18 protein-coding genes are annotated in these 18,167 nt (G+C 71.5%); 6 read left to right on the top strand and 12 right to left on the bottom strand.

Annotated elements, in window-relative coordinates; translation table 11 throughout:
* Nucleotides 1–40 precede the first annotated feature (40 nt).
* The 5 genes from CFP66_RS23745 to CFP66_RS23725 are packed head-to-tail and all read left to right on the top strand — an operon-like array spanning nt 41 to nt 4,917.
* Nucleotides 41–391, top strand: coding sequence for a pilus assembly protein (locus CFP66_RS23745; RefSeq protein WP_158228182.1), 351 nt, complete (start codon nt 41–43; stop codon nt 389–391).
* Nucleotides 388–822 (top strand): hypothetical protein, encoded by a 435-nt coding sequence (locus tag CFP66_RS23740; RefSeq protein ID WP_094927327.1) that lies wholly within the window; start codon nt 388–390, stop codon nt 820–822. Before CFP66_RS23745 ends, CFP66_RS23740 begins: the two co-directional genes overlap by 4 nt.
* On the top strand, nt 819–1,235 hold the full coding sequence (locus CFP66_RS23735; protein ID WP_143517362.1) for a pilus assembly protein TadG-related protein: 417 nt from the start codon (nt 819–821) through the stop codon (nt 1,233–1,235). The genes CFP66_RS23740 and CFP66_RS23735 overlap by 4 nt, the downstream gene beginning before the upstream one ends.
* Nucleotides 1,235–4,327 (top strand): LysM peptidoglycan-binding domain-containing protein, encoded by a 3,093-nt coding sequence (locus tag CFP66_RS23730; protein WP_094927325.1) that lies wholly within the window; start codon nt 1,235–1,237, stop codon nt 4,325–4,327. The genes CFP66_RS23735 and CFP66_RS23730 overlap by 1 nt, the downstream gene beginning before the upstream one ends.
* Before the next feature lie 53 nt (nt 4,328–4,380).
* Nucleotides 4,381–4,917 (top strand): prepilin peptidase, encoded by a 537-nt coding sequence (locus tag CFP66_RS23725; RefSeq protein ID WP_158228181.1) that lies wholly within the window; start codon nt 4,381–4,383, stop codon nt 4,915–4,917.
* On the opposite strand, the gene CFP66_RS23720 is transcribed toward CFP66_RS23725, so the two are convergent.
* From CFP66_RS23720 to CFP66_RS23700, 5 genes are all read right to left on the bottom strand, one after another.
* On the bottom strand, nt 4,866–5,747 hold the full coding sequence (locus tag CFP66_RS23720; RefSeq protein ID WP_094927323.1) for a hypothetical protein: 882 nt from the start codon (nt 5,745–5,747) through the stop codon (nt 4,866–4,868). The genes CFP66_RS23725 and CFP66_RS23720 overlap by 52 nt on opposite strands.
* A complete protein-coding gene (locus CFP66_RS23715; protein WP_143517361.1) occupies nt 5,744–6,364 on the bottom strand; it encodes a hypothetical protein in 621 nt (206 codons plus the stop codon). The genes CFP66_RS23720 and CFP66_RS23715 overlap by 4 nt, the downstream gene beginning before the upstream one ends.
* A 30-nt stretch (nt 6,365–6,394) precedes the next feature.
* A complete protein-coding gene (locus CFP66_RS23710; protein WP_094927321.1) occupies nt 6,395–7,846 on the bottom strand; it encodes a hypothetical protein in 1,452 nt (483 codons plus the stop codon).
* A complete protein-coding gene (locus tag CFP66_RS23705; protein WP_143517360.1) occupies nt 7,843–8,157 on the bottom strand; it encodes a hypothetical protein in 315 nt (104 codons plus the stop codon). The genes CFP66_RS23710 and CFP66_RS23705 overlap by 4 nt, the downstream gene beginning before the upstream one ends.
* A 485-nt stretch (nt 8,158–8,642) precedes the next feature.
* Nucleotides 8,643–9,413, bottom strand: a complete 771-nt coding sequence (locus tag CFP66_RS23700; protein WP_233159656.1) for a helix-turn-helix transcriptional regulator — start codon at nt 9,411–9,413, stop codon at nt 8,643–8,645.
* 32 nt (nt 9,414–9,445) lie between these two features.
* On the opposite strand from CFP66_RS23700, the gene CFP66_RS23695 reads away from it, so the two are divergent.
* Complete coding sequence (locus CFP66_RS23695) at nt 9,446–10,783, top strand: MFS transporter (protein WP_094927378.1); 1,338 nt, start codon at nt 9,446–9,448, stop codon at nt 10,781–10,783.
* A gap of 118 nt (nt 10,784–10,901) precedes the next feature.
* On the opposite strand, the gene CFP66_RS23690 is transcribed toward CFP66_RS23695, so the two are convergent.
* The 7 genes from CFP66_RS23690 to CFP66_RS23660 are packed head-to-tail and all read right to left on the bottom strand — an operon-like array spanning nt 10,902 to nt 18,156.
* Entirely contained in the window at nt 10,902–12,341 is a 1,440-nt protein-coding gene (locus CFP66_RS23690) for an NADH-quinone oxidoreductase subunit N (protein ID WP_233159655.1), read from the bottom strand.
* Entirely contained in the window at nt 12,338–13,846 is a 1,509-nt protein-coding gene (locus tag CFP66_RS23685; protein WP_198961633.1) for a NuoM family protein, read from the bottom strand. The genes CFP66_RS23690 and CFP66_RS23685 overlap by 4 nt, the downstream gene beginning before the upstream one ends.
* A 5-nt stretch (nt 13,847–13,851) precedes the next feature.
* Nucleotides 13,852–15,693: an NADH-quinone oxidoreductase subunit L gene (locus CFP66_RS23680; RefSeq protein ID WP_233159654.1), complete on the bottom strand. Its 1,842-nt coding sequence runs from the start codon at nt 15,691–15,693 to the stop codon at nt 13,852–13,854.
* Nucleotides 15,694–15,700: 7 nt separating this feature from the next.
* Nucleotides 15,701–16,006: an NADH-quinone oxidoreductase subunit NuoK gene (gene nuoK, locus CFP66_RS23675; protein ID WP_094927317.1), complete on the bottom strand. Its 306-nt coding sequence runs from the start codon at nt 16,004–16,006 to the stop codon at nt 15,701–15,703.
* Entirely contained in the window at nt 16,003–16,566 is a 564-nt protein-coding gene (locus CFP66_RS23670) for an NADH-quinone oxidoreductase subunit J (protein ID WP_094927316.1), read from the bottom strand. The genes nuoK and CFP66_RS23670 overlap by 4 nt, the downstream gene beginning before the upstream one ends.
* Nucleotides 16,566–17,531, bottom strand: a complete 966-nt coding sequence (locus CFP66_RS23665; protein WP_233159653.1) for a complex I subunit 1 family protein — start codon at nt 17,529–17,531, stop codon at nt 16,566–16,568. The genes CFP66_RS23670 and CFP66_RS23665 overlap by 1 nt, the downstream gene beginning before the upstream one ends.
* The gene (locus CFP66_RS23660; protein ID WP_094927314.1) at nt 17,524–18,156 is read right to left on the bottom strand and encodes a hypothetical protein; all 633 of its coding nucleotides are present in this window, start codon (nt 18,154–18,156) and stop codon (nt 17,524–17,526) included. The genes CFP66_RS23665 and CFP66_RS23660 overlap by 8 nt, the downstream gene beginning before the upstream one ends.
* Nucleotides 18,157–18,167: the final 11 nt, after the last annotated feature.

Genomic DNA, 18,167 nt, shown 5'->3' with positions numbered 1-18,167 from the left:
CATGCGCCTAGATGGTTCCGAGCGCGGAGGCTCCACGAGCGTGGAGATGGCGTTGCTGTGGCTCGCGATGCTTCTGATGATCTCCGCGGTGGTTCAGGTCGCGCTCGTCTTCTACGCGGGACAGCTCGCGCTCACCGCCGCCGAGGAGGGCCTCCGGGCAGGGCGCTACCACCACGCGGCCTCCGCGGCTGATGCGCGACGCGATGCGGAGGCGTTCCTGCGGCGAGCCGCAGGCAGCAGTCTCGGGTCCGCTGAAGTTGCGGCCGAACTCGATCAGGCGACAGGTGTGCTCCGTGTGCGCGTCAGCGGCGATGCGCTGTCGCTGGTGCCCGGCGTAGCCCTGCACGTGTCGAAGGAAGCGGTGGGAGCGGTGGAGCGCGTGACCCCATGAGGATCGTCGCTGACGCGGAGCGGGGCGGTGGCCCGGCGACCGAGGCCGCAATCCTCGCCGTGGTCATCGGGGTGCTGCTCGCCTTCGCGATGGCAGCCGGGCGGCTGACCGCTGCGGAGTCAGCAGTCGACCAAGCGGCCCGATCGGCCGCACGGATCGCCTCCGTCCAGCGGGACCCCGCGACGGGGCGGGTCGCGGCAGAGGAAGAGAGCCGCCGGGTGCTCGAGGGGCAGGGCATCGTGTGCGACCACCTCGAGGTCGCAGTGGAGGCCGATCCTGCGTCCGCGCCGATCGGGGTGCACTCAGTTATGCGCGCCCGCGTGACCTGTGCCGTCCGCTGGTCGGATCTCGGGCTGCCAGGGCTTCCCGGCGGCCGAGAAGTCACGGCAGATTTCGCCAGCCCGATCGACCGGTACCGGGTGCGGACGTGAACGGGGAACGAGGCGGCGGTTCTGTCAGCGTGCCGATGGCGATCAGCATGCTGGCGATGTTGCTCGTCGTCGGGCTCGCCATCGACGGTGTCCGTGCGGCACAAGGCGTGGCGCGCGCCGATGCCCTCGCCGAGGAAGCCGCGAGGGCAGCGGGCCAGGACCTCGATCCGAGGGCGTTGATCCGTGGCGTCGCTGCCGTCGACCCGGCGGCGGCTGCGGAATCCGCCCGTCGGTACCTCCTCGCCGCCGGCGTCGACGGCGAGGTGATCATCGCCGCTCCTGACCGCATCCGCGTCGAGGTCACGGTGCGCCGGCCGACCGTCCTCCTGGGGCTCGCCGGACAGGACGAACTCACGAGCCGCGGCTCCGCTGAAGCGGTCCTCGTTCCCGTTCTCCCCGAAGGGGCACCGTGATGAGTTTCGGGCGACTGGTCCGCGCGACGTTCGCTGCAGCCGCGATCCTCGGGATCGTCGCGGGAGTGCCGGTTCTGCTCTGGCTGGTGGCCAGGGCCGCGTTCCCGGCACCCCGGCCCTCGCCTGCCGAGCTCCTCGCGATGCTGGCTCGCCCGGACGACGGCCGCTTGTTCCTCTGGTTCCTTCTGCTCGTCGGCGCCGCCCTGTGGCTACAACTGACCCTCTCCTTGATCGCCGAGTTCCTCGGCGTGCTGCGGCGACGGCCGACGACCCGAGTCGAGCTGCCCGGTCTGGGGATAAGCCGCGCGCTCGCTGCTGTCCTTGTGGGAGCGCTGCTGTCAGCCGGATCGGCCACTGCATCTGCCGCTCCTGCCACTGCGTTGACGAGCGCGGCTCCTTCGGATGGCACCTCGGGCACCGCACCAGCCGAGGAGCGCACAGGGGGCCCGCAGTACGAGGTACAACCACGGGACACGCTCTGGCGGATCGCGGAGAAGACCCTCGGCGACCCGCTGCGCTGGCGCGAGATCTACGAGCTCAACTCGGGCCGCGAGCAGCCCGACGGTGAGCGCCTGACCGAAGCGGCCTTGCTGCGAACCGGCTGGCTGCTGGAGCTGCCAGCCGACGCGGTGCCCGGACCCGACGCCGACGGACACGTCGCCGTCGTCGGCCCCGGCGACACGCTCACCGAGATCGCCGCCCAGCATCTGGGCGATCCGAGCCGCGCCGACGCGGTGTTCGAGGAGAACCGTGGTCGCCTCCAGCTCGACGGACAGCGGCTCAACCATCCCGATCTGATCCGGCCCGGCTGGACCCTCGTGCTCCCCGAGCCGACTCAGCCTCCGCCATCGGCGGATCCCGTACCTGAAGAGCCGCGGCCCGAACCCGTATCGCCGCCTGCAGCTGCACCGATTCCCGATGACCCGCCCCCGCCTGAACCGCTGCCACCTCCGACGACCACAGTGCCGCCGAGTCCCGGAAACGAGGAGAGGTCGGCGGAAGCGCACACCGATGCGCAGATCGAAGCGCCCGAAGCGGATCCGCCTGCTGATCCCGAAGCGAATGATGGTTCGACTGTCGCGGTCGTGCTCGGGTCATCTTCACTCGTGGTCGCCGGGCTGGTGGCCGCACTGGCGCTGCGGAGGCGCCGCCAGCTGCGCGCCCGGCGGCCGTACCACCGGATCGCCGTGCCGAGCGACGACGCGGGGCGCGCCGAGTGGATCGCCGCGGCCAGCGAGCCGACCGTCGACGCCGCCTTCCTGGACGCGGCGCTGCGCGGCCTCGCGCTCAGCGATTGGGCCGGTATCGACGCTCCACCGCTGAGAACCGCGATCCTCGATTCCGAGCACGCCGTGGTCTCGCTCGCCGCGCAGGCTTCCCTGCCCGAGCCCTTCGAGCCACTCGAGGGCCGGACCTGGTCGGTTCCGGCGACGGCCAACCTACCGCTCGGGCCCGACGACGCCGGTGGGTACTGCGCACCGTTCCCCACGCTCGTCTCGGTCGCGACCGGGGCAGGTGGGCAGACGCTCCTCGTCGATCTCGAAGAGCTCGGCATCGCCCACGTCACGGGCAACCTGGGCCTGGCCACGGGACTCCTGCGGCATGTCGCAGCTGAGTTGGCGAACAGCAGGTGGAGCGAGGACTGCGAGATCCTGCTCGTCGGATTCGGCGCCGAACTGGCCCCGCTCAACCCGGAACGGCTGCAGGTGCTCCCCGACGTCGCCGCCGGCCTCACCGAGATCCGCGCACGCTTGCGCGCGGCACGCGACACCCTCGCTCAGCTGGGCGTGCCGTCGCTGCTGCACGGGCGTCTCGATGGAACCGCACCCGACGCATGGCTACCGGTCGTGCTGCTCGCGACCGGTCCGGCGACCGACGAGGAACGCGCCGGACTCGCAGACATCGCCGGGGAGATCGGCGGGACCCGACGCGCACCCGTCGCGGTCGTCACCGCCGGCATCGCGCTCGCCGGCCACGAACTGCACGTCACCGATGGAGGTCAGCTGCTGATGCCCGACGTCGGCGAGGAGCACTGGTCGGCCGAGAACATGTCAGGAACCACCGGCGCCGGCCTGGCCGAGATCCTCGCACCGACCGCGCAACCCGACGTGCCCGCAGGCCCTGCCGCCGCGCCCGAGACCTGGGCCGACGGGATGCGTGAGGACGGGACACTCGACGAGCGACCGGAAACCGCGGTGAAGCCGCCGCCCGATCCCGAAGCCGTGCGACGACTGACGATCGTCGAACAGCAGGACCCCGACCTCGACCATGATCTCGCACGCTGGTCAGCCGAGGGCACACCCGACGTCCCGCTCGTCGGCATCCTCGGCGAGCCGGTCGTACGCGCCCCGGGCCAGTTTCCGGCAGTGCGGCCCAGCTGGTTCACCGAAGTGCTCGTCTACCTCAGCCTGCACCCGCTCGGCGTCACAATGCAGACCGCGGTGACCGATCTGTGGCCCGAGGGCAACAAGATCGATCCCGCCACCGTCCGGCACGCCTTCTACGGCGCACGCCGCTGGGCCGGACGCGGGCTCGACAGCGACTCGGAACGCGCCTTCGTCAGCGACATGCAGAGCGACAGCACCTATCGGCTGCGAGGTCACCTGCTGGACTGGGACCTGTTCCGCCGCCTGCGCAAGCGCGCACAAGCACGGCACGCCGCCGGCCACGACGGGGCGGTCACCGACTACGAAGCCGCGCTCGGACTGATCCGCGGCCCCGTCCTCAGCGCCTTACGCCCGGGTGGTTACGCCTGGCTGAACAACCACGACCAGCGCCACGACCTGCAGATCCCCGGCTTCCTCGTCGACGCCGCGCACGAACTCGTCGACCTCGCCTTGGCCGCCGGCGACCCCGCGCTCGCCCGCCGGGCCGCCGAGATCGCGCGCACCGTCGACGTCGACGTCGTCTTCGACCGCCCCCTGACCGACCTGATGCGCATCGCGCACGCCGAAGACAGGCCTTCCGAGATGGAGCGCTACGCCGCGATCCTGCTCGACGCGCGCGGCTTTGACGTGCCCGAAGAGCTTCCACCCGAGACCTTCGCCGTGCTCAACGAACTGCTGCCGCACGGCCCGCGTCGACGGACATGACCGCCCTTCCTGCGGCCGCTCTGGCTGCGGTGACTGGTTTGGCCTTCGGTCCGGTGACGCTCCGACTCGCCTCAGCGACACGCACCCTCCCACGCGCCAGCACCAGGCTGGAGACGATCGCCGTCACGGTCCTGGTGGGCCTGCTGGTCGCGGCCTGCAACCGCGCGGCCATCGCACCACTGATCGCCGTGGGCGTCGCGGCCGCCGTCGTCGACCTCGACGAGCGCCGCCTGCCCAATCCGCTGACGGGCACCTTCGCCCTCGGTACCGCCCTCACCGCCATCGAGGCAGGAGCTGCTCCGGCGCGGCTGGCAGCGGGCGTCGCGGCACTGGTGCTGGCGGTAGCCCTGGTGGTCAAGGCCGTTCACGGTGAGGTTCTCGGCTGGGGTGACATCAAGCTGCTCCCGAGCCTCGCGGCCCTGCTCGCGGTCCTCGATCCCCCGCTGACCCTCGTCGGACTGGTCGGTGCCACCGCGCTGCTGTGCGTCACTCTCGCGCTGCTCACCGCCGCGGGCCAGGGGCGAGGCGACACCGTGCCCTACGGGCCCGCGCTGGTCGTCGGCGCCTTCGCGGCCCCGCTGGTCACCTGAGCTCCGAGGCCGCAGACGTGGCGCGATGCGACCACCGGTCGGGACGGCTTCTTCTGACCGGCAGAGCGTCCCTCCCGGGATACGGGAGGTCGAGACGAGCCCGCCCGCGGTGCCGGGTCTGCCGCCGCGGGCGAGGTCGAAACCCCGGCAGGTGTATCCGTCGGTTGCGTCGTCGGGGACGCCGACTGCGGGGTGGACGGAGCCACCACGAGCGGAGCATCGAGATCGACGCCGGCGAACCGGCCGCGGATCGCGGCGTCGGTGCGGCGGTCCAGACCGCGCAAGTGCCGGACGACCGCCCGCGAGCTCAGCCGTCGCGGGTCGAGGTTCTCGACGAACGCCGCCAGGTCGACTCGACGCGGCAGCTTCGGCATCCGGACAGGTCGATCCCGCACCGCCCACGGCGCCAGCTCGCCGACGGGCTGAGTCAGCAGATGCTGACGCAGGGCGTTAGCGGTGGCCTCGTCGGGCACGACCGCGCCGACCCGCCCGATGCCCGGTACTCGCCCCGCAACGGCCCACCCGCTGCGCCCCGTCGCTTCGAGCGACACCACATGCGCCTCGCGCGGCCCCCGCTCGACCATCTCGCTGGCGGACTCGTACGTGGCCATGTCGATCGGGCCGGGCAGCTGACCGGAGGGCGTCGTGACCCCGAGCGCGTTCTCGTAGGCAGTGCGGCCGCCCGCGATGTCACGAACAGCGGCGGCGCGATCGGACCGGTGCCCGGCGCGGCGGTGGCGGGCGAGTGCCTCGGCGAGGAATGTCGCGATGTGCGCCAGCTGGTACAACTCGTAGCTGGGCAACGTCATCAGCGGGTAGTCCGTACTCATAGCATCCACGCCTCTCCGAGTCGGGGAGCACGCCCAACCGGCCCGGCGACAGCGTTCCGACGCGGTGTCAGATCTGCCCGACGCGGCCGGGTGTGGGTCGGAAGCGCCTGCGCTGCGCGTTCAAAGGCCGCCCGCCGGGCCGCCGAAGCGCAATCCGGCTCGGGCAGGGCGGACCCGGCGAGGGCTTCAGCGTCGACGAATGCCCGATGCATTGACGCGTACGCACCGATGTCGCGAACGTCGAACACCACCCGCTCGAGCTGGATCCGCAACGAACACGGCCGCCCCGCCGGACGCAGCATCTGTCCCGACGACGGCGGCGCGTCACGCGCGTTGATCAGAACGGCCGTCTCCGCGCTGCCCCGACCGGCCTGCTGCACCGGCGGCACCCGCGGACGGCCCGACTCCCTCGGCAACCGCATCGCGTCCTGGCCGAATCGACGCCACGTCGCCGCGAACACGCGCGCGGTCGGGCGGTCGTGGAGGTAGAGCAACATGCGCCCTACCCGCACACTCACTGTCGCCTCCGCGGTGCCCGGATGGTGAGCGACGACCGCGAAGTCCTGAACGCCGTGCAGCGTGAGCACGACCCCCACGGACTGCCGCTCGTGCACCACACTGCCTCCCCACGTCGCCACACCGAGGGCTCACGCCCGCGGCTGACGCGAGCCTCGATCCCGCCCCATGCGGTTCCGTGGCTCCCGTACGACTGATCCGTGGTCAACGCTGGCCACCTGCGACGACGGCGCCGACACCGCCAGAGGAAGCCACGCCGACGCCCAGCTTCGAACCGCCTCACCCGAGGCTTCGGCCGCGGCTGCCTGGTGCATCCGCCCGCGCTCGCACTGCCACGCCGCGATCTCCTGCAGCAGGGCAGCCAACGCGACCGCGAGCGCAACCCCGGCTGCAACCTCGTCCTGTCGCAACACCTTGCGGTGGCGGATTAGTTGGCGAGCCGCCCACCGCAGACCGGTGCTGGCCCCGCTTGTCTTCCCCACCCGCCGGTCCGGAATCCGCGCCGCCCGCTCGAACCGATCCGCAGCCGCCGCCAGGTCACGGCCCGCGAGCTCGAACCCGCGCACGGCCGTCAGCACGTCCATCGTGGCGTGCCCGATCTCGTCAGCGTCCACGTCCAGCCGCCCGTTCCGCGCGCCGGCCACCGCCCGGCGAGCACGGTCCACGCCGTACCGCGCCTCCGCCAGAACGCCGGCAGGGGCAGTTACTGCGCCCGACACCCCGGCCCACCGCTGCTGCAGGCGAGGCATCGACAGGTCGGCCGCGAGCTTGCTGCCGGAGTAGTAAACGGGGTAGCCGGCCGCGGTCTTGTCGCCTGGCCGGGCCACCTTGTACCCCAGCGCATCCCCCGACGGCCCGTACCGGATCTCCACCAGATACCCAGCCGAGCGCAACGCAGCTTCGAACGAGGCCACGTCATGAGCGGTGACCGCGGCCGCAGCCACCGCGCGCACCAGCTCCGGTCGCGCCGGCACTTGCCCCCGGCGCGCCGCCTTCTCCACCTCGCCACGGACCGGAGCACGGGAGGCAGTGGCGTCGGCGGCCGCCGTCAGCGTCAGGCCCAGCCGCTGCTCGATCTCCCGCGCGGCCACCCGCAGCCTCGGGTAGTCCCGGTGCGGCCAGAACCGCCGCCCCGTGTCCTGCCGAACCAGCACCACCGCGATGTGGATGTGGTCATCCGCGTGCCGCACCGCCACCCACCGCGGCCCGCCCTTGTCACCGCGGGACACGACGCCGGCGCCGTGCAACAAGTCCCGCGCCACCTGCGCCCACTCGGCGTCGGAGAGCACGCGATCCTGCGCGGCGACCCGCGCCGAGCAGTGCCACACATACCCGCGCCGCCCCTCACCGTCGGAAGCATCGGGCAGACCCGCCGCGATCGCCGGTGCACGCAGCGCCCGAATCAACGGACCGAGCTCGAGATCCCACTCCCCCGGCCCCGTGGCCGACGGCTGCCACCCCGCATCCCGCCCGTCCCACGTAGCGACCACGCGTGGCCGACGATGCTCCTCCGCCCGACCCGGCCCCATCAGATAGGCGAGCAGCCCGCCGACCCGCCAGCCGTGCACCACCTTCGTGATCACGACGACAACCGCGCCACCGCAACATCCACCAGCTCATCCAGCCGCGCCCGGACCGCCGGCGCCTCATGCCCGTAGCGCAGCAAGACCCGCACCACGTCCACCCACTCGACCGGCACCTCATCCACGTCACCTCGGGTGACCCGGCAGGCCAGCTCACCGATCCAGGCACCCACTGCAAGGCCGTCTCGTCCAGCCGCAGCAGTGACGAGCGCAAGCTCGGACGGCGCGAACCGCACGACGAGCTGCGACGTGCGCGCGGCGTCCGCTCGGGCGCGGCGACGGCGCGGATGGAAGTCGGCAGGGCTGCTCACCGCGACCATGCTCAACGCAGGCGTGGCCACAACGTGGCCGGATCGCACCTCGACATCAGCGCCAGGGAACGCCCCCGTTCCCGTCATCAGCGTCTTTCGCGAGAAGCATCGCTTCTCGCATATCTCGCTGCTCCCCGACCCCGGCGAGTCAGCCCACTGAACGTCGTCGAGTGGGAACCCACCGGAGCGGCCAGCTCATGAACGAGACCGCGTCCGGTACCGACGAACCTTTCCGACGACGCGCCGGCACCCGGGACAGGCGACAAACTCCGGAGCCTGCCGCAGCGCCATCGACGGCCAGAGCGCCATCATCGAGCTCGGCCCGCCGATAGCGCCTCCAGCACGGCGGCTCGGCCTCCGCCGGCTCGCCCGCCACCCGCCGATCGGTCCGTCCCCACCATCTCCGGCCGTGCCATCCTGCTGGAGGCTGGGTGGTCTCAGCGTGGTCACGCCATCGCCGTCCTTGGCCGCTCAGACGGGCGAAGTCAACGATTGAGCAGATACCGTCGTGGCGTAGTTCCGACCGTGCGGCGGAAGGCCACCAGGAACGCGCTCGCCGTGGAGTACCCCACGCTGTGCGCCACCCTCGACACCGGCTGGCCCTCGGCAAGCAGCGGCAAGGCCGCGCGAAGGCGTACCTGCGTGCGCCAATGGTCGAAGCTCATACCGGTGTCGCGCACGAACAGCCTCGTCAACGTCCGTCTACTCACGCCCACCGCGCGGGCGTGAGCCTCCAGGCTCCGCGGATCGGCCGGGTCCGCGAGCAGGGCGCGAGAGACCATCCGGACGCGCTCGTCGGTGGGCTGCGGCACATTGATGGGCCGGGTGGGCAGCGGGTGCAACAAGTCGGGCACCATCGTCTCGGCGCGCATTCGCGCGTCGTCGGCCAGGTCGGTGCGGGCCAGGTACCCGATCAGTTCGACCAGCATGCCGTCGACACCGACTGCCGTGGGCTCCCGCCAATCCAGCGCACAGCGCTCCGGTGCCAGGTACAGGCTGCAGAGCACCGCGTCCCGGGTCGCGCCGGTCGCATGCACGACACCCGCGGGAAGCCACAGCGCCCTGGTGGGCGGCAGGACCCAATACGCCTCGGCCACGCGGACGCTGAGGACACCTCGTCGCGTCCAGGCGAGCTGATGGTGGGAGTGGCTGTGCGCCGCGATCCAGTCCCCCGAGGCCAGCGGGAAGTGGCCCACGATGATCGCACCCAAGTCCTCCACGCGACATAGTCTGGCCTCATCGCGGATTGTGGCCAAGGCAGGGCGGATCTTAGCGTCGACGGGTGCCGATGTTCGTGTTGTGCCTGGTCCAGTTCATGCTCGTGCTCGATGACACCGTCGTGAACGTTGCGCTGCCCAGCATCCGAGATGAGCTCGGCTTCAGCGAATCCGGGTTGCCCTGGGTGGTCAACGCCTACTTCCTGGCCTTCGGAGGACTGCTGCTGTTGTCCGGCCGAATGGCCGATCTGCTGGGCCGCCGCCGCATCTTCCTCATCGGAGTGGCGCTGTTCGGAGCGGCCAGCCTGGCTTGCGGACTTGCACAGGAGCCGTGGCAGCTCGTCATCGGACGGTTCGTACAGGGCGCAGGAGCTGCCGCGGCCAGCCCGGCGGCGATGGCGATGATCACGTTGCTGTTTCCGGGTCCAGAGGAGCGAGTCAAGGCACTGGGCATCTGGGGCGGTGTCGCGGCCCTGGGCGGAACTTCGGGCCTGGTGCTGTCCGGAGTGCTGACCGATCTGGTGTCCTGGCGGGCGATTTTCTTGATCAACCTGCCCGTCGTCGCCGTGGCCTTGGTGCTGCTCCCTCGCCTGGTGCCCGAGTCCCGCGCTCTCGCCCGGCGCCACCTCGACGTTCTTGGCGCGGTCCTGGTCACCGGCGCCGCTGTGTCCCTGGTGTACGGGCTGCTGCGAACCGGAGAGTTCGGCTGGACCGATTTCCTCGGCGTCGGCGCCATCGCGTTCTCTGCCGTCTTGGCAGTGGCGTTCCTGGTGGCGGAGTCGCGGGCAGCGGCGCCACTGGTGCCCATGCCGTTCCTGGCATCACGGACGCGGGCGGTCGCCAACGGAGCGACCCTCCTGTTCTCGATGGCGATGTATGCGATGGCATTCCTGCTGATGATCCAGGTGCAGACCGCTCTGGGCTACAGCCCGCTCCTGGCCGGCATCGCCTACCTGCCCTACGGCGCCGGCGTTCTGGCCGGCATGTGGCTGTCCTCTCGCATCTCGCTCAGGATCGGGACGCGCTGGGCACTCCTACTGGCGTTCACGGTCAACATCGCGGGGTTGCTGCTGCTGTCCGGCGTCGCAACAGGCGACCTCTACGCCGCCCACGTCCTGCCCGGAATGCTCGTACTGAGCGTGGGGAACGGGTTGAGCTTGCCCGTCTTGGCCGCAGCTGCGGTCGACGGCACCACCTCAGAGGATGCCGGTCTCGGCTCCGCCCTCTTCACCTCGGTACAGCAGGTCGGCGGCGCCATCGGGGTAGCCGCGCTGAGCATCATGGGCTACTCACACGGACTTGCGGCGGGCGCGGTCTGCGTGGCCCTCGGCGCCGTGATCATCGTCGTGCTGCTGCCGTCGCACCCCACCGGTCCCCGGCGGCCCGCTGGACAGGTCGCCGGCGGCTGAAGCGGCGCTTCTCAGCCCTCCGCGAAAGGACTGGGCCGCCGACCCCCGTCGAGGGGCGTTCGGACCCAAAATGGGCGTGACCCAGCCGAGCTCGAGGTCCATCTCAGGACAGCGGATGTCACATGACCGGGGCCCTCGAGAGCGCGGGAATCAAGACACCCCCGAGCACGCCCAGCAGCACTGCGGCGACAGCGCAGATGTAGGCGCTGAGGGCAGACCAGCTCCCGGCCGGCTGCAGCACCCCCTCCGGCGCGCGCTCATCCGGGCTGCGGAAAGTGGGCGCGAGCCAGCGCAGGTAGTAGAAGACGCTGGCTACCGTGTTGACGATCGCGAGGACCGCGAGCCACGCGAGATCGCCGTCCACCGCGGCGGTGAACGCCGTCAGCTTGCCGACGAACACCGCGGTCGGCGGGGTACCGATCAAACCGAACAGATTGACGGCGAGCGCCACGGCGAGGCCGGGGTGCCGACGGGCCATCCCGCGGTAGTCGTCGAGGGTGCGAGCCTGCGGTAGCTCTGCCACGACGGCGAACGCGCCCAGGTTCGTGATCGCGTAGGCCGCCAGGTAGACCAGCAACGCCGGCTGCGCGAGCTCGGCACGCCCGGCGACAGCGACGACCATCAGCAGGTACCCGACCTGGCTGATCGTCGAGTAGGCGAGCAGACGCTGGACGGAGGTCTGGAAGAACGCCGCGAGGTTGCCCAGCGTCATCGACGCCGCGGCGAGGACCGCGACGAGCAGCGGCCAGTCGACGACGTCTGCGGGAACCGCGACGAGCAGCAGCCGGTACGCCGCGACGAGGCCGCCGATCTTCGGGATCGTGGTGACGATCGCCGCCACGGCCGCCGGCGTCCCGTCGGTGACGTCGGGCACCCAGAAGTGCGCCGGTACCGCGCCGATCTTGAACAGCACCCCGGCGAGGACGGCGACCAGGCCGACGGCGGCGGCGGCCGAAGGGGCTGCCGCCAGTCCCTCACGCAGCGGGCCGTATGCCGTGCTGCGTCCGATCCCGTAGAGGATCGCGGTGCCGGTGAGCATCGTGACGCCGAGGAACGCGCCGGAGAGGTAGTACTTCATCGCCGCTTCGGTGCTGGACGCACGCTTGTCCCACGCAGCAAGAGCGTAGAAGGGGATGCTGGCGAGCAGGAACGCGGCGAACAGCAGCAGCAGGTCGTTCGCCCCGGCGAGCAGGATTGTGCCCAGCGCCCCGAGCTGCAGCAGCACCACGAACTCGGTCTCACGCCGGTGCCCGGCGGTACCGTCGACCGACAGTGCGAGCGCCACCAGAACCGCGACGAGCACGATCGCGCGGGTGGCGTGGGTGAGGGTGTCGACGGCGTAGCTCGTTCCGAACACGATCTCGTCGGGCCGAGCCGCAGCGGCGGCGGTGGCGGCGAGTCCGGCGAGCGCCGCCACGGCGGCCAGCAGCCGCACGAGCCATTGCCGGTGCCGTGGCAGCCACGCGCCGAGCAGCAGCCCGACCACGGCACTGCCGAGCAGCAGCAGCTCCGGGACCAGAGCCCCGGGATTCTCGTTCATCATCTGCATGCCGGTCATCGCGCGACGAGCTCCACGAGCGCGCGGGACGCCGGTTCGATGACGTCGAGCAGGAACCGGGGCAGCACGCCGATGACGGTGGCGAGCGCCAGCAGCGGGACGATCGCCCCGATCTCGCTCGCATGCAGGTCTGCGAACGGCCGGGGGGTACCGGGGGCGTCGGGGGTGCGCAACGGGCCGAGGAACAGCCTCTGCAGCGCGAGCAGGAACAGCCCCGCGGTGATCAGGATGCCGGTCACCGCGATCGCGGTGGGTACCGGCGCGGACGAGAGGGCACCGGTGAAGATCTGGAACTCGGCGATGAAACCGGCGAACCCGGGCAGCCCCAGTGAGGCGAACGCGGCCACCGCGAACACGGCCGCGAACACCGGTGTCCGGGCCGCGAGCCCGGAGTAAGCGCTCATGTCGTAGGTGCGGCCACGGTCGTAGAGCACGCCGCTGAGCAGGAACAGCGCGCCGGTGATCAGCCCGTGGGCGACCATCTGCGTCACCGCGCCCGTGGTGGCCAATTGGCGGGCCTGCTCGTCGGTGCCGGCCAGGATCCCGGCCGCCCCCACCCCGAGAACCACGTACCCCATGTGGTTGACCGAGGTGTAGGCGACCATGCGCTTGAGATCGCTCTGGGCCAGCGCGACGAGCGCGCCGTACACCACGGACACCACACCGACCACCACCGCGACCATGGCGTACTGCCGCCAGGTGTCGGGCAGGATCGGCATCGCGATCCGCACGAACCCGTACGTGCCCATCTTCAGCAGGATCCCTGCGAGGATCGCCGACCCGGTGGCGGGAGCCTCGGTGTGCGCCGGGGGGAGCCAGGTGTGGAACGGGACCGTGGGTGTCTTCACCGCGAGCCCGACGCCGATCGCGAGCAACGTCAGCGCCGCGTACACACCCCCGCCCGCCAGCGGGTTCGCCGCGGTGAGCTCGACGATGTCGAACGTGTGCGGCTCGGCGGCGAGGTAGAGCAGGATGAACCCGAGCAACAGCGCCAGCGACCCGAGGAACGTGTAGAGGAAGAACTTGAGCGCCGCTGCACGCGCTCGCTCCCCGTGTCCCCAGCCGGCGATGACGAAGTACATGAACACGATCGACAGGTCGAAGAACAGGAAGAACAGGATCAGGTCCAGCGCGACGAACAGCCCGAGGCAGACGCTCTGCAGCCCGAGAAAAAGCGTGACGTAGGACTTCACCTGGCGGGTCTCGCGCAGCGCGAACACCGCGCACGCCAGGAAGAGCACCGCGGTCAGCGCGACCAGCGGGAGCGACAGCCCGTCGACGCCGACGTGGTAGGAGATCCCGGCACTGGGGATCCACGGCACCTGCTGTGCGAACTGCATCCCGCCGCCGGGTTCGAGCCCCAGCCAGACGGCGAGCACCAGCGCCAGGTCCACCGCGCTGACCGCGATCCACGCCCCGGTGAAGACCCGGCGCGGCGCTGTGGACGGAACCAGCAGCAGCACCGCGGCGAACGCCGCGGGCAGGAACACGATCACCGACAACACGACGTTCACCTCACGACGATCATGAACAGGGCCAGCGCTGCCAGCACTGCGGCGGCCTGGGCGTAGTACTGGTGGAGCTGCCCGGTCTGCGGGCGTCTGGCGAGACGACCCAGGGACCGGGCACCGACGGCGATCGCGCGGACCGCACCGTCGATCGACAGCTCCCCGCGGCGGTCCAGCGCGCGGGCCGCCGTCCCGGTTGCTCGTGCCGCCGCCTCGACGGAGCGGTCCAGGACGCGGTCGTCGAAGCGGGCGAGGAGATGAGCCAGAGCGAGGGTCGGGCGGACGATCACCGCGTGCGCGACGCGCTCCACCCCGAGCCACGCCGCCAGCGCAGGCGGGGATCCGATGCGCGAGGTCAGCCGCCATGTGAGAGCCACGGCGGCGACGGCGAGCACCGCGGAGAGGGCGAGCTCCCACACCGCAGGCGGCGTCGCCGCGATCGCCCCGGTCGTCAGCACTGGGAGCAGCCCGAGGGTGGCGGCGAGTGCCGCCAGCGCGACAAGCGGGAGCCGCATCGGGAGACTCACCCGGCCGGCCGGCTCCGAATCGACGGTCGGAGAGTCGGTCGGCACCGGCTGCCAGACGAACCAGACCGCCTTCGCGCTGTAGACCGCCGACACGACCGCTCCGGCGAGCCCCGCCCCGTACAGGGCGAGGCCGCCGTGCTCGAGCGCGGCGGCGAGCACGGCATCCTTGGTCACCCAGAGGCTCAGCGGCGGCAGGCCTGCCAGCGAGGCGGCGCCGACGGTGAACGCGACCCCGACCAGCGGGAACCGCCGAGCGGCACCCCGCAGCCCACCCAGCTGCTTCGTCCCGAGCGCCACGAGCCACGCTCCGGCGGCGAGGAAGAGCAGGCTCTTGGTGGCCGCGTGAGCGACCAGCTGCAACGCGCCGCCCGCGACGCCACCGACACCCGCAGCAAGCACCATGAAACCGATCTGCGCGCAGGTCGAGGCCGCGAGCAGCTGCTTGAGGTCGGACTGCGCGATCGCGACCAGCCCCAACAGAAACGCCGTCGCCGCGCCGATCCACGCCACGAGCGGGCCGGCCCAGCCGCTCGCGTCCAACAGCGGGACCAGGCGGAGCAGCAGGTACGCCCCGGCCGCCACCATCGTGGCCGAGTGCAGCAGCGCCGAGACCGGGCTCGGACCGCGCATCGCCTGGGACAGCCAGAAGCTGAACGGCAACTGCGCGGACTTGCCCAGCGCCGCGAGCACGACCCCGGCCGCGACGACGTGCAGCCACGGCCCACCGACAGCGGGCAGCTCGGCGAGCGCCAGCGACCCGACCCCTCCGGCGAGCGCAGCCCCGGCAGCGACGTAGAGCCCGACGTCGGCGAGGCGGGTGGTGAGGAACGCGGTGTGCGCCGCGCGCACCGACTCGGGCTCGCGCCACTGGTAGCCGATGAGCGCCCAGCTCATCGCCCCCATCACCTCCCAGGCCATGAGCAGCACGGCCAGGGTCGTCGCGGTGACCGTCACCAGCATCGCGCCGGCGAACAGCAGCACGAACCCGACGAACCGCGCGGTGCGCAGCTCCGCCTCCCCCGCCGCGAAGACGAGGACTGCCAGCGTCGCGACGGCGACCGTGACGACCATCAGCGCCGACAGGTCGTCGACGGCGAGCCCGGCGCGGATCCCGGCCACCAGCGGCGCGTCGACGACCGGGCGTGCGAACGCCGCGGCGATCGCGAGGGCCAGCACGCCGGCGGCGCCGAGCACACCGACCACGGGAGCGGCCCGATCCGCGCGCCGCCCGGTCGCCGCGAGCAGCCCGCCCGCGAGCAGCGGCACAGCGACCACGGACCACAACAGCAACGCCAGCGCTGCCTGTTCGCTCCGCACGCTCCGCTCAGCCCTTCAGATCGGCGGCGTCGTCGGTCATGTCGACCTGACGCGCGCGGTAGATGGCAGTGACCACGGCGAACCCGGCCGCCATCTCCACGGCCATCGCCGTGATGATCACCACGATGAGCACCTGACCATCGGTGCCGCCAGGAGCGACGAAATACCAGAACGCGGCGGTGGCGACGATGACGCCGTTCAGCATCAGCTCCAAGCCCATCATCAGCATCACGATCGACTGCTGCGACAGGGCTCCGTAGAGACCGATCGCGAAGAGCCCGGCCGCGAGCAGCAGGAACAGCTCCAGGTTCACCGCCCGACACCTCCGCCGGCCGGGTCGTCAGCGCGGTCCGCGCGCAGGTCGTCGCCGAGGCGGTCGTAGCGGCCGCGATCCGTGGCCAGCACGACCGTGGCGACGATCGTGGCGAACAGGCCCACGCCCAGCGTCATCATCGTGAGCATCTGCCCGCCCATTAAGGCCTCACCGAGCGCGAACGTCGGGTCGGGGCTCGGCTCGCCCTGCCGGTCGGGCCAGTCGACGATCAGGATCCCGACCGCGAGCACCACGAATGTGCCCACCGCGATCACGGTCGACCCGACCCGGTTGTGCACCATCGTCATCGACATCAACCCGGCCGGGTTCATCATGTACATGATCATGAAGATGGCCATGATCACCATTTCGATGACCATCATCAGCGCGATCACCACGCCGAGGTAGCCCAGCCCGAGCAGCAGCACGAGCCCGGCCACCGCGAGGAACGACGCGAGCAGCGCGAAGGTCACCTGCGCCATCGAGTCCAGCCGGAACACCAGCAGGCCGAACACGAGCGCGGCTGCGGTCAGCACCCAGAACACGACGATGGAGAGCACTACATCCCCCCTCGTTGGAGTACGACGATCGCCACGACCAGCGCCTGCGCGATCGTCAGCGGGATCAGCACGACCCACGCGAACTCGGTGTAGCGATCCATCCGCACTGTCGGGAACCGGCGCCGCACCCACACCAGCAGGCCGAGCACCGCCACCGTCTTCACGGCGACCCAGGCCCACGGCGGCAGCAGCGGCCCGTGGCCCCCGCCGAGGAACAACGGCACGGCCATGGCCGCCGCCACCACCAGCAGCAGCCACCGGCCCCCTGCGAAGACCAGCCGGTCCACGCCGGACAGCTCGGCGGCCGCGCCCCCGGCCACCTCCCGCGCCACCGGGGCATCGAACGGCCCCCAGAACGCCATCGCCGCCGCCGACATCAGGTAGACGACGAAGGCCACCGGCATGATCACGACGAACCACAGGTCCTGCTGCGCGTCGACGATCGTCGTCAGCCGCAGGCTCTCCGCTCCCAGCGCGGCCGTGATGATCGCGAACATGTGCGGCAGCTCGTAGGCCAGCCCCTGCGCGACAAACCGATAACCGCCGACCAGGCCCAGCGCGCTGTTGGAGCCCCAGCCGACCATCCACACCGCGGCCCACGCCACCACCTCCATGGCGTTGAACCACACGACACCCACCGACAGATCGGCCACCGGCCGCTCCCCGAGCGGCAGCACCGCGGCGGCCAGCAGCGCCGCCACCGGCAGCGCGGCCCCGCCCAGCCGCCCGAGAACGGTGTCAGCCGCGATCGTCCGGCGCCGCTGCCCGACGAGCAGGCGGGCGCTCTCCCGGCCCGGCATCGCCAACGCAGAACCCAGACCGCCCGGGCGCGCCGAGGCGCGGTCGGTCAACGCCGCGTCCCAGGCGACCGCGAGCCAGGTCGCCACCCCGAGCAGCACCGGCAGCAGCAGCGCCGACCACCACGGCAGCGTTGCCGGGATCGCGACGGCGGGCATCTCATCCATGCCGCGCCTCCTGGGCAACGGGAGAGCGGTCGGTCTCGGGATCGACCGCGGCGACGATCAGGCGAGCCGCGGCGAACTCCGCCCCCACCAGCAGCTCGGGCAGCTCCCCGACGCCGGGCCTCGATATGGGGGACGCGTGCGGGGCGGTCAGCATCGCCTCGATCGCGCCGAGGCGTGTCTCGAGCAGTGCCGCGACATCGGACCCGCCTGTGGGGATCCCGCGGATCAGCCAGCGCAGTGTCCGGGAGCGGCGGACCCGCCGTACCAGGTCGACCACCGGCCCATCGGGTTGCTCGCTGGCACCGTCTGCCAGCCGCGCGTCGCGGAGCCCACGCGCTCGAGCGGCTGCGTCGGTCCAACCCGCGATGGCGAGGAAGCGACCGAGCCCGTCCAGCTCCCGCGCCACTCCGCTACCGCTCGGCCACGGAACCGGCCGGGCGTGACCGGCGTCCAACACCTCCGCCGTGGCTTCCTGGATCACGTCGCCCTGCAAGGCCACCCGCACGACCAATCCCGCAGGCCAGTCCGGCAGCGCAGGCCCGAGTGGGAGGTGCAGCCGGTCCAGGGTCAGCCCGTCGCGGTCCTCGCCCAGGTCGGCCATCGGGAGGCCACCCGGCATCTCCATCCCACCGGCAT

This window comes from Pseudonocardia sp. MH-G8 (assembly GCF_002262885.1).
Lineage (GTDB): Bacteria > Actinomycetota > Actinomycetes > Mycobacteriales > Pseudonocardiaceae > Pseudonocardia.
The sequence above is the reverse complement of the archived record's forward strand: the minus strand, read 5'-3'. Positions and strand labels throughout refer to the sequence as shown.